10 protein-coding genes and 1 pseudogene are annotated in these 12,241 nt (G+C 37.3%); 2 read left to right on the forward strand and 9 right to left on the reverse strand.

Annotated features, from left to right (window positions below; genetic code table 11):
• Window positions 1-193: 193 nt before the first annotated feature.
• The 8 genes and pseudogenes from FG390_RS16300 to FG390_RS13255 form a co-directional block, all read right to left on the reverse strand.
• Window positions 194-317: pseudogene (locus tag FG390_RS16300) on the reverse strand (IS91 family transposase); the annotation flags it as partial.
• A 172-nt stretch (window positions 318-489) separates the two neighbouring features.
• Window positions 490-888, reverse strand: coding sequence for a DoxX family protein (locus FG390_RS13225; RefSeq protein WP_141191514.1), 399 nt, complete (start codon window positions 886-888; stop codon window positions 490-492).
• Window positions 889-989: 101 nt separating this feature from the next.
• Window positions 990-1,454, reverse strand: coding sequence for a MarR family winged helix-turn-helix transcriptional regulator (locus FG390_RS13230; RefSeq protein ID WP_141191515.1), 465 nt, complete (start codon window positions 1,452-1,454; stop codon window positions 990-992).
• Between the two features lie 271 nt (window positions 1,455-1,725).
• On the reverse strand, window positions 1,726-2,736 hold the full coding sequence (locus FG390_RS13235; RefSeq protein ID WP_141191516.1) for an LLM class flavin-dependent oxidoreductase: 1,011 nt from the start codon (window positions 2,734-2,736) through the stop codon (window positions 1,726-1,728).
• A gap of 84 nt (window positions 2,737-2,820) precedes the next feature.
• Window positions 2,821-3,492, reverse strand: coding sequence for a nitroreductase family protein (locus tag FG390_RS13240; protein ID WP_141191517.1), 672 nt, complete (start codon window positions 3,490-3,492; stop codon window positions 2,821-2,823).
• A gap of 256 nt (window positions 3,493-3,748) precedes the next feature.
• Window positions 3,749-4,573: an aldo/keto reductase gene (locus FG390_RS13245; RefSeq protein ID WP_141191518.1), complete on the reverse strand. Its 825-nt coding sequence runs from the start codon at window positions 4,571-4,573 to the stop codon at window positions 3,749-3,751.
• A gap of 442 nt (window positions 4,574-5,015) precedes the next feature.
• Window positions 5,016-6,488 (reverse strand): glycoside hydrolase family 32 protein, encoded by a 1,473-nt coding sequence (locus FG390_RS13250; RefSeq protein WP_141191519.1) that lies wholly within the window; start codon window positions 6,486-6,488, stop codon window positions 5,016-5,018.
• Window positions 6,489-6,625: 137 nt separating this feature from the next.
• A complete protein-coding gene (locus tag FG390_RS13255) occupies window positions 6,626-7,612 on the reverse strand; it encodes a LacI family DNA-binding transcriptional regulator (RefSeq protein ID WP_141191520.1) in 987 nt (328 codons plus the stop codon).
• A gap of 183 nt (window positions 7,613-7,795) precedes the next feature.
• Here FG390_RS13255 and FG390_RS13260 point away from each other — a divergent pair, with 183 nt between their 5' ends.
• Window positions 7,796-9,289 (forward strand): xylulokinase, encoded by a 1,494-nt coding sequence (locus FG390_RS13260; RefSeq protein ID WP_141191521.1) that lies wholly within the window; start codon window positions 7,796-7,798, stop codon window positions 9,287-9,289.
• Between the two features lie 142 nt (window positions 9,290-9,431).
• Here the strand turns inward: FG390_RS13260 and FG390_RS13265 are convergent, their stop codons facing one another.
• On the reverse strand, window positions 9,432-9,869 hold the full coding sequence (locus FG390_RS13265) for an SRPBCC domain-containing protein (RefSeq protein WP_141191522.1): 438 nt from the start codon (window positions 9,867-9,869) through the stop codon (window positions 9,432-9,434).
• 586 nt (window positions 9,870-10,455) lie between these two features.
• On the opposite strand from FG390_RS13265, the gene FG390_RS13270 reads away from it, so the two are divergent.
• Complete coding sequence (locus tag FG390_RS13270; RefSeq protein WP_258311673.1) at window positions 10,456-11,991, forward strand: amidase; 1,536 nt, start codon at window positions 10,456-10,458, stop codon at window positions 11,989-11,991.
• Window positions 11,992-12,241 lie beyond the last annotated feature (250 nt).

The following is a 12,241-nucleotide window of genomic DNA, read 5'->3' on the forward strand; positions in this document are numbered from 1 at the left end:
CTAAAAACGTTAATTTTAAACAGCTAATTTTGAAACAACCCGTTTAGGACGCAAAATGATCTTAGATCTTTCGAGAAAATAGATAAATAAATCATGTTTGACTAGAATCATGTTTTTTGAAGAAGGTATGAATAATTCAGGGTACTGACTCTCTTTTTATTACATGATATTTGTGTAAAAATCCTATTGGAGATAAATCAAAAATTAGTTCCTGTTGCTTATCGTATTTTTCCACACTTATGACAAAACCGACTTTTACAAGTAAAGCAAACAAAAACCGGATGGGAATTTCGTTTACATCCTAAGCATTCATATTTTGTATTTTGTTCATCTAGTGAAGTTAATCCAAAATTTTCCCAAAAAAGTGTTTATCAACTTGATTTCATAAACAAAGCCATCAATAAATAGTCACTGTTCGCTGACATTTCTACTATCAAACAGTGATAATTATCATAAAATAGTTAATTACTACCTCTTTCCCTTCACTTATTAAAAAATCATGGGATCAATCGCATAAATTCCTGGACCCATAACAGCGACACCAACAGCAACAGCAATAATTAATAAATTATACTCATAGCCACCGGAAGTCACCCAAAAACCATTTTTATTGTGTACTTTTTCTATTGCAACAAGCATTGTGATAACAATAAGGAGTGCAGCAAGTGGGGTTAAGAAACCCACAGTAAATAATAAACCACCAATTAATTCAGATAAACCCGCCATGATAGCCATAAAAGTCCCATGCTTCATTCCAATCGAACTAAAGTAACCGCCAGTACCTTTGATCCCATAGCCACCAAACCACCCGAATAACTTTTGTGCTCCATGCCCAACAAATGTTAAACCAAGTACGATCCGAATAATTAGAAGCCCTAAGCCGATCATGATGCACTCTCCTTTTTCAAATTACATTTATAATTCATATTATCCGAAATTGAGATATATGTTCAAAAAATTTTCGAAATAAAAAAAATAGGATCTCATGCTTATGATCTATCTTTATTAGCATAAGTTCCTAACTTTTTTAATTGATCAATCATCATTTTTTTCTCTTCTATCTCGACACCGCCGAGAATATCATGAATCGCTTCTTTATGTTCAGGGAAGATGTTTTTCATGAATTCTTCACCTTCTTCTGTAAGGGTCGCATACGTAATTCGTCGATCATTTGGACATGGTTTTCGTCTTATCAATTTTTTCTTCTCCAATTTATCAACCACGTACGTAATACTACTGCTTGCTATTAATACTTTACTCCCTATTTTTTGTATCGGTTGATCTCCTTTATGATAAAGAAGTTCAAGTACAGCAAATTCCGTTTGATTAAGACCGTATCTTTTTATATCCTCTTCGACCTGCTTTTTTATTGATTGCATCGCACGATTTAGTACGACAAATAATTTCAAAGAAATATCTTTCTCATCATTTTGGTTTTTATCTTGATGAACCATCAAATCATTCCTCTATAAATAATATCTCGAATTCGAGATAATTATAAATTGAAATAAAAGTTTTGTCAACGAAGCGAGGATAAAATGGGCGACACTAATCCTTTTAAAAAATTTATTTTTATCCTTCATTATATGGAGAGAACAAGGTCTACTCCTAAAAAACAACTTGGTAAAACAAAAAATAAACATAGCCGTCCACACCAACTTGAATAGAGTCATCTGATGATATAGTGGTTCTCCTACCTCCCCTTAGGAAGAGAGAACCTTAGATTTAGTTGATTTTAAAAGATTGGCTCACTATTTCATATGAGTGGAGTCTCGCCTTCTGGTCATATATCATCGTATTAATCATGATCTCGTCGGCATCCGTAAGATCTAGAAAAGCCTGTAGTTTATCTTGAACGGTTTTCGGACTCCCAATGATTGTAGAACCGAGTTTATCCTGCAATGTGGTTTTTTCATAAGGTGTCCATATTGAATCCATTGAATCCACTGGTGGCTGAAGGGGCTTAAGATCATTTCGCATTAAATTAATGAAATGTTGTTGCAATGTTGTTGCCAAAATTTCAGCCTCTTGATCCGTATCAGCAGCAATAACATTGACACAAACCATCGCAAAAGGTTGATCAAGAACGGCAGATGGCGTAAAATACCGGCGATAAAGGTCCAATGCAGGTAACGTGTTTGCCGGTGAAAAATGGCTGGCAAACGAGAATGGCAACCCCAATTGGCCAGCTAATTGAGCGCTAAAACCGCTTGAACCTAATAGCCAAATTGGAATCGTTAATCCTTCCCCTGGAATCGCATGGACTCTACTTGTTTCAGGTGTTTGGTTAAAATAAAACCGAAGCTCTTCAAGTTGTTCAGGAAAATCTTCACCACTTTTATTTAAATTCCGACGCAAGGCATGAGCTGTGAGGCGATCGGTTCCTGGGGCCCGACCTAGACCAAGATCAATCCGTCCTGGATACAAAGATTCTAACGTTCCAAACTGCTCTGCTACAATTAATGGAGCATGATTTGGCAACATGATGCCACCGGATCCAACCCGGATTTTAGATGTCCCTTGAGCGATATGAGCAATCACAATTGACGTAGCAGAGCTCGCAATAGATGGCATATTGTGGTGTTCTGCCACCCAATATCGATGATAACCCCAATTTTCCGCATGTTTAGCTAGTTCTAATGTATTTTGAAGTGACTCAGTCGGTGTCCCTCCTTCAATAATCGGAGATAGATCCAGCACTGAAAATGGGATATCGCTGAGTTGCTTTGTTGTCATGTAACTCATCTTCTTTCTATAATAGCTCTAAAAAAATATTCCTCTACACATATTGGGGGAACATGTTATGTCATATTTTTTCCCTTAACTTTTTTTCGGCTCTCCTACCACTTTGTCCACATGGTTAAATGACGTCACTCGTTCAATAGGCAAGCGAACACTTGCATGAGCTGGTTTCGCTGCTTTGCCAATGGCAACGATCATAACAGGAACATATCGTTCGGTATCAACCCCTAAAGCTTCTAGCAACTCTTTTCGCTCAAATCCACCGATTGGATTTGTGTCATAGCCATGTGCTTTTGCAACGAGCATCAGTTGCATGGCTACTAACCCGCCATCAATTAACGTCGTTTCTCGGATTGTCTGTTGTGACATATTAGAGAAAGCTTCTGGTAGTCTCATCATATAGTTATCTTTGACCTCTTGTGGCATCGTATTTTTTTCTACAGCTAATGAAAAAATTTCTTCTGCGTAGTCAAAATGGTTCATATCGCCTAATATGAGAATCATCGCAGCCGACGTGTTTAATTGTCTTTGATTGAATCGAACAAGATTTTGTAGTTTTTCTTTCTGCTTTTCATCATCCACAACAACAAAGCGCCACGGTTGTAAATTGACAGAAGACGGAGCCAAAGTCGCTTCTTCTAATATTTTCAGCATTTCCTCATGACTAATCTTAATATTAGGGTCAAATTCTTTCACGGAGTGACGTTCACGGATAATGGCATTAAAATCTGTTTTAGTATTTATTGACAAAATATTTTCCTACTTTCATATGATTTAGATCTAAGATGTAAGGTATTTTTAAAATTAGTACAACATCAATGTCTTAATTCAGTTTGAGCTAAAATAAATGGGTTTATGAGATCATTTTAGTAAAATAAAGAACTTGCCGATTGCGGGGCCTATAAGGCGCAGACAGAGGGCTAGTTGCACTTACCTTAAATTTTTATGCTGACTTAAAGGACAAAAAAGAAGCGACATAACCATCGCTTCTTTTTTGTAGAAGTAGTTATCTAACATTCATTTCACTTGGTTTAGGACCTTTACGACGATTCTTGTTCAGTTTATGAATTTGATCCATTTCATCGGTTGTTAGTTCAAAATCAAAAACATTGAAATTCTCTTCAATTCGAGACGGAGTAACCGATTTTGGGATAACAATCGTATTGTTTTGTAAATGCCAACGTAAGACAACTTGAGCTGGAGACTTTTTATGTGAATCAGCAATTTTTTTGATTGTCTCATCTTTAAGCACTTCGCCGCCCTGATCAAGTGGACTCCAAGCTTCAACAAAAATTTCATGCTTAGCACAGAAATCTTTTAACTCATTTTGAGCTAAGTATGGATGGCATTCAACTTGATTTAAAACAGGTTTTACTTCGCATTCTGCAAAGAGACGCTCTAAATGCTCAATATCAAAGTTACAAACACCAATAGCTTTAACTCGTCCATCATGATAAAGTTTTTCTAACGCTTTATATGTATCTACATACTGATCATATTTTGGTGTTGGCCAATGGATGAGATATAAATCGACGTAGTCAAGACCTAACCTGTCCAAGCTTTCATCGAATGCACGTAATGTATTTTCAAAGCCTTGATCTGTATTCCAAACTTTTGTTGTAATAAAGAGATCTTCTCTTGGAACAGAGGATTCTTTAATCGCTTTACCAACACCTTTTTCATTCTTATAGATCATAGCTGTGTCGATCGAGGTATAGCCAACTTCGAGAGCTTTTGATACAGCTGCCGTTGCTTTTTCGTCTTCAACTTGCCATACACCAAAACCTAATTGAGGCATTTTGATACCATTATTTAATGTAACGAAATCCATTGACCAATCTCCTTTTTAAATAAGTTTTTCAATTTTATAGTATTTCCTAAAGAGAGATACGTTATAAGGTAAAGATTTTTCTTGAGTTGTCCAAATAACACTTATAGAGGTTGTTCAAAAAGTCACCAAATGATAAGCTACGAATTCTCGACGCCCGCTCGTTTTTCCGGTCTTCATGTAGTAAAAACCTACATTCCGGTCCTCAAAACAGCGCCGCCTTGATCTTCTTGCTTCTAATTTGTCACCTTTTTGAACACGCACTTATAGAATATCAAGACGCCCGTTAGTTTTCAAACAAAGTGAACTGAACGAATAGCCGAAAGATAAATGGCTTTCTAATATAGCCGTCAATTTGAACAGTTCTATCACTTTTTATACTTCTTTTCAAATAGAGACAAAACAAAACACCCTCAAGGCTTAACGGTGTTTTGTTATACTTACATTAATTTTTCCAAATATCTTCTAATTCCCAAACCTTTAGACCTATTACTTTAACCTTGCCACCTGATTGGAATAACGAAATGTCATGGTTTCGTTCAACAGGATAAATTCGACTCGTCATTGTCGCAATCCCTTCATTAGCGAAGACCTCTATCGAAGAACGATCCAAATAGATACGGAGGTATAATCGATTCTTTTCTGGCAACTTAACTCGGCGAACACCGCTAACCCCTTTTCCACTTTTACTTCGATCGAGGCTTAATTTACTTTCATTAACATCATAAGAAATCACTGTTTCTTCTGTTTGACCACACTGTACCTTGAGCCCGAAATGACGTGCTGTCGATGTTTCTAAATCAAAAATAACTTCTATTTCTAGTAAATCATTTGTTATATCAAATGATAAAGGCTCTTCAACAAGTTTATCCTCTAATAATGTATGTTCTTTTTTCCTTAACTGCTTAAGTTCTTCCACTGGTGTCATGAGAATCTTTTCCTCTTTACTAACATGAAGCTCTCTAGGTAAAGTCAAAGCACCAGCCCAACCATCTTCTTTTGAAGGCATGTTTGATTCCCACATATCCATCCAACCGATGGCAATGCGCCTACCTCGATCATCTTTAAAGGTTTGGACAGCATAAAAGTCATGACCATGATCAAGTTCTGTGAAATCACCATGTTCAAATGAGTTCGATTCATAATCATATTGACCAACAAAGTAGCCCGTTTGAAAAAGATTTTGATATAGATCGCCTGAAGGCTCCATACCTTGAGGAGAAAACATCAGAACATATCGACCATCCAGCTCAAAAAAGTCGGGACACTCCCACATATAACCATGTTTATCATCACTTTGTTCAAGAACGCCATGGTAAGCCCAATCTCTTAGATTTTGAGACTTGAAAAGAATGACCTCTCCGATCCCCTCATCTGTTTGGTGCCCAGCAATCATGTACCAATGGTCGTTATGCTTCCAAACTTTAGGATCGCGAAAATGTTGTGTACTTCCATGTGGGGGGGTTGCAATGACTGGGTTTTGCTCATATTTGTTAAAATGAAGGCCATCTTGACTGATTGCGATGTTTTGATTTTGGAAAAATGTATCCTTCTCTTTATCTATAATGTGATGTCCTGTATAAATGAGAACAAGGTCTTCGCCGTCTACTACTGCACTTCCTGAGAAACATCCATCTTGATCACAGGCATCTCCTGGTGCTAATGCAATTGGGCAATGCTCCCAGTGAATGAGGTCCTTGCTTTTTACATGGCCCCAATGCATGGGTCCCCAGTTTTCATCATATGGATGATGTTGAAAAAAAACATGATACTCACCTTTATATTGTACTAAACCGTTTGGGTCATTAATCCAATTAGCCGGCGCCATGATGTGATAGCCTAATCGATAGCGAGGATGAACGTTTTTTTTGGCTTCTTTAATAAATGCCTCAGCTTTTTTTAAATTGATGGTTGTCATGAGTCAAACCTCCTTTAAAACATTAGGTAAGCGTTTCCATAGTTATCATATGTTAATTGTTTTAACATGTCAACCCGTTGACATGTTTTTTTAAAAACAACTAATATAATCAGTTGTTTCAAGAATGTCTTTATCAATTATGTCGTAAAACCGTTAGAAAGTTGTATTGGAAGAATGATGTTTTTCAACGGCTCATCTACTGCTTCGCCATTAATCTGATGAATAAGAAGATCAACAGCTGATTGAGCGATAGCCTGAATAGGTTGTTGAATGGTTGTTAGTTCTGGTAGACAAGTTTTGACAGTTGACGTTCCATCGTAACCGATTATTTTTAATTCAGTTGGGATGTCTTTTCCCCGTTTTTTGGCTTCAGATAAAACGGTTGCGGCGATAAGGTCATCACTAGCGAAAATCCCATCAACATCTGGGTTTTCATCAAAAAGCTGGTCTATGATGGTTTTAGTATAATTTTCGTCTAAACTTTGCCGTAGTTCGTACGTAATTGGAAACCTCCCTTCTTTAACCATGACCTCTTCATAAGCTTCTCTACGTTTATTAGCGGGTGTTTCTAACTCATGCGGCCCATTAATATGTATAATTTTTTGGCATCCCTTTTTCAATAAATGCTCAGTTGCTACCTTTCCTCCCAAATAATTATCTGATGACACCACGGGGATTGAATTGGATAAATTTCGATCAATAGCGACAGCAGGGAGATACATACTTTCATATTGACTTATGTGCCTATTATGAGCCCCGACGATGATTCCATCGACCTGGTTTCTTTGCAGCATGTCTAAATAGTCAATTTCTTTATCTACTCGATTTAAACTATTACATAGTAAAACTTTATATCCTTTAGAGGAAAAAGCATTCTCTATATGAAAGATTAACTCTCCATAAAAAGGATTAGCGGTTGTAGGGAAAATAAGTCCAATTAAATGGGTTCGTTGTTTAAAAAGGGAGCGAGCCAATTCATTAGGAAAGTAATTCAATTCTTTCATGGCTTGATGAACCTTGTCTTTTGTCTTTTGACTGATATATCCTCTATTATTAAGCACTCGAGATACAGTCGTTGGAGATACGCCCGCATGCCTCGCTATGTCTTTTATATTTGGTTTCATGTAGAATTTCCTTTCTGGTCATAACTATTACTCATTTTACTAAGAATTTCTATATGATTACAAATGGTTTTAATGTAGTTTATTTTAATTAGTTTACATAATGTTATTTCTATATTATTAAATGAACAACTTGTTTAATTTCGTAGACTCTAGTAAAATTTCACTAAAAAGGTGGGGGTAGAATTGGTAGAATTGCCAAGGCACTATGTCGCAACGTTTGATGTTGGGTCGTCAGTCATGAAAGGAATGCTCATTGATCAAACAGGAGCTATTTCAAACCTGTATGATATAGAGTTACATACATACTTAAATGATCAATTTGTGGAGCAAGATCCGAAAGAATGGTGGAAAGCCTTTTTAACCATTACAAACAACTGGTTTGTCTGCGGCATTAAGCCCAGCCAAATAGCAGCTATCACATTTAGTGGCCATATGCAAGACTTGATCACTTTAGATGAAAACGGAGTTCCTCTGACTAATGCGATCCTTTATAGTGATAACAGAGCTTATAACCAGGCTAAAACCATACAAGAAAAATTCCCCGAGATAACGAGTTTATCTGGAAATCCATTTGACAGTACGTCCCCTTTAGCCAAGTGGTTATGGCTTAAAGAGCATGAACCTGATGTAGAAAGTCAGACTAAAACACTTCTTTTTGGACCAAAAGATTACCTCATCTTTCGTTTAACTGGCCAGAAAGTCGTTGATCCAACCAATGCATCTACCCTCTCCTTGATGATGTTGACGGAAAATAATTGGATAGTTTCTGTTTTAAAAGCCTTTGACCTAGATTCAATTAAACTTCCAAACATAAGACAAAGTGATGAAATTATTGGAGAAATTTCACACACAGTATCCGAATTAACTGGTTTTGCAGAGGGAACTCTGATTTTTTGTGGGTTTGGAGATGCAGGTTCAACATCACTAGGAGCCGGGGTTATTCAAGAACACGATCAATACATTTACCTCGGAACCACTGGCTGGGTTGCTTCGGCAACTTCACTTTATAACGATTATAAACCTGGCCATTTTCAACTTAAGTATTTTCAAGAAGATTTATTTTTAGATATTGCCTCTTCTTCAAATTCGGGTAATGTTCACAGTTGGGCTGTCCAACAATTTAGTCAAGGTGATTATCGTTTATTTGAAAAACAAATCGAGCAAACAGAACCAGGGTCTAATGGTCTCCTTTTTTTACCTTATCTAAATGGCCAACGTAGTCCTGTTCCTGATCCTCATGCTACAGGAGCATTTATTGGGCTAACTAAAAAGACAACAACCAAACATATGTGTAGAGCTGTTCTAGAAGGTCTTTGCTTTTCCTTCAAACAATTGATTGACTTAAAATCTCCTCATCCCCCTCATTCCCAGATCTTTTATATGATTGGTGGAGGTACAAAGAGCGCATCCTGGTGTCAAGTTATGGCAGACGTTTGTCACATCATGATTAAGGTACCCGAGAATGCCCAATACCTCCCCGCTCTTGGTGCTGCTGCAAGTCCTTTTATTAAATTGGGGTGGGAAAGCTCATATGAAGCATTCGCTGAAAATATATTAAGTAAGAGGAAAAGTATAACTTACTATCCAAACCTGGCAGCTCAATCAATTTACGAAAAAAGCTATGAACATTTTAAAAAGATTTATCCGGCAATAAATCATTTAGTTGATGTACATTAAATATCAACTAAATGAAGTCACTACCATCTGCTTAAACAGTCGGTAGTGACTTCTTTATCAACAAAGAATCATGTCTGCATATAAGACAACATAACATCTCCGTGATTCATCTAATTCGAGCTCTAATAACTATTAATAGTTATTATTCCTTAAGTAGCCCACCTCTCAAACGATTAACTCCGAATTCCAAGTAAGCTTTTAAGCAGGTTAACATAAAAACCCACCCTTCTTTATTATCTAATAATTCATGTATGACGTCTTCCTCATTGTCCCTAAAACCTTCTTCTTTAACTTCAATAATTGTCTTAGAAGAATCAATTTGTTTGAGTGTAATGGTCACCTTATGTTCTTCTTCAATGGGTCCCCACAAAAAAACAATTTTCTCATTTTTCTTGATTTCAATTATTTTGATTTCCAATTCAGCATGATATAGATCGTATTCCAAAGCGATCGTCTTACCCTCTTCCCATCTTTCTGAGCTCGATGAGAACCAAAAATGACCGATTTTTGATGGATCGACAAAAGCTTCAAACACTTCGTTTGCTGGTTTCAATATATTAAATGTCGTTAGATTGTTCAAAGATAGACACTCTCCTTCAATTATTCCTTTTTTTCATAAGTATAACTTATCTTTTTTTATCCCGCATTAACGGTTAGTAAGACTCCCACTGATGGAAGTTTCACTTTTAGTGCGTGTTCAAAAGGTGACAAATTAGAAGCAAGAAGGCTAAGAGCGGCGCTGTTTTGAGGACCGGCATTCCTCGCGTTGTGGTAGCTTCAGGAGCCAGCCACAGAACGTGAGCGTTTTTTATAGCAATCCGCTTGTATCCGCTACATGGGGACCGGAAAAACAAGTGGGCGCTGAGATTCGTAGCTTATCATTTGGTGACTTTTTAAACATCCTCTTTTATTGGATTAGTTAATAGAAATGAGATTTATCAGTAATGATTCCTTATGTCGATTCAAAATACAGGTACACTAAAATGAACCGTTGAATCATCAGCCTCTCTCGATCTAATCAATATTTATTACAGATCATTGTATCAGAATTTTTATTATTTTTAATAATTTTCATTCAACTCCATTTACACACGAAAAAATTAGGTGTATCATTTTTTTAGACACCAATGAATTTTACATCAGAAAAAATTCATGGAGGGATCGTAGTGAAAAAGGTAGATCTTGAATCTTTAAAAAAAGTAAGTTCACAGTATCATTTGACAATGGATGAAGACGAACTCACAGGTTTTAAAGACTTGATCAACAGTGGTATTTTAAAGTCTTATGAACGGGTGGATCAAATGATCGAACCAGAACTCCCTGTTAAATATGCACGAAGACCGGGATATCGCCCTACCGAAGAAGAAAACCCACTCAATGCGTGGTATTGGAAAACAGAGGTTGATCATGCAAAAACAGGTAAACTAGCTGGTAAAACAATTGCGTTAAAAGACAATATTAGCTTAGCTGGTGTACCTATGATGAACGGGACGAAAGTACTCGAAGGATTTGTTCCACAAATTGACGCCACCATTGTGACTCGGATACTTGATGAGGCAGGTGAAATTAAAGGAAAAGCAGTATGTGAAAGCTTATGTTTAGCTGGAAGTAGTTTTACATCTGATACAGGAGCTGTTCTTAATCCTCATAACCCTGCATATTCTGCTGGTGGGTCATCAAGTGGCAGTGCGGCACTCGTTGCGTCAGGTGCCGTGGATATGGCGATTGGCTGCGACCAAGCCGGCTCCATCCGAATACCAAGTTCGTTTTGTGGTATCTATGGATTGAAACCTACATGGGGTCTTGTTCCTTATACAGGCATCTTCCCAATCGAATTGACCATTGATCACGCTGGACCAATGGCTCGAACCGTTGAAGACATTGCCTTATTACTTGAAGTGATTGCTGGTCCCGATGGCCTTGATCCAAGACAAAAAGGGTTACCATCAAAGCCATATTCAGATTTTCTAACTGGAGAAACAAACGGATTGAATATTGGAATTGTCGAAGAAGGATTTGGCTGGGAAGGATTATCTGAACCCGAAGTAGATGCCATGGTAAGACAAGCTGCAGAATCGTTTGCAGAGTGTGGTGCCCTAGTAAAATCCGTATCTATTCCAATGCATCGAGATGGCGTTCATATTTGGAATGTCCTTGGCAGCGAAGGAGCTACCGTCCAAATGGTTCGTGAAAATAGCCACGGTCTTAATTGGAAAGGTTATTATCAAACCCAATTAATTGATGTTTATTCAAAAGGTTTACAAACTCGTGCGGATGACCTCTCTCTAACTACAAAACTAGTTATTCTTGCTGGTCAGTACATGCAAGATACGTATAATGGCAGATATTACGCTAAAGCACAAAACCTCACTAGACAATTAACTCAAAGTTATGACGAGGCATTCATAGAATATGATGTACTCGTGATGCCAACCCTCCCTATTAAAGCAACAAAACTCCCAACTGGTGACATAGATCTTGATGAATACGTTGCACGTTCGCTTGAAATGATTCCAAATACATCTGTCTTTGACCTAACAGGTCATCCAGCGATGAATGTCCCTTGTGGGATAATTGATGGACTACCAGTAGGAATGATGCTCATCGGACGACACGGCGATGAAGAAACCGTATTGCGGGCTGCACATGCCTTTGAAAAAATGTCTCGTATTAATGTCGATACAGTTATAGCAGCAAAATAATGTATTAATTCCTATTGAAAATCCCTTTTTGTAGATAAAAAACTTTACCTATAAGTGCGTGTTCAAATAGAAGACAAATTAGAAGCAAGAAGATCAAGGCGGCGCTGTTTTGAGGACCGGAATGTAGGTTTTTGCTACATGAGGACCGGAAAAACAAACGGGCGCCGAGATTCGCACTATCATTTGGTGACTTTTTGAACAACCTCTATAATAAAGGGATTTTCTTTATCTCTCTCAACTTAAACCAATA

The organism is Terrilactibacillus laevilacticus (assembly GCF_006517395.1).
Taxonomy (GTDB): Bacteria; Bacillota; Bacilli; order Bacillales; family Sporolactobacillaceae; genus Terrilactibacillus; species Terrilactibacillus laevilacticus.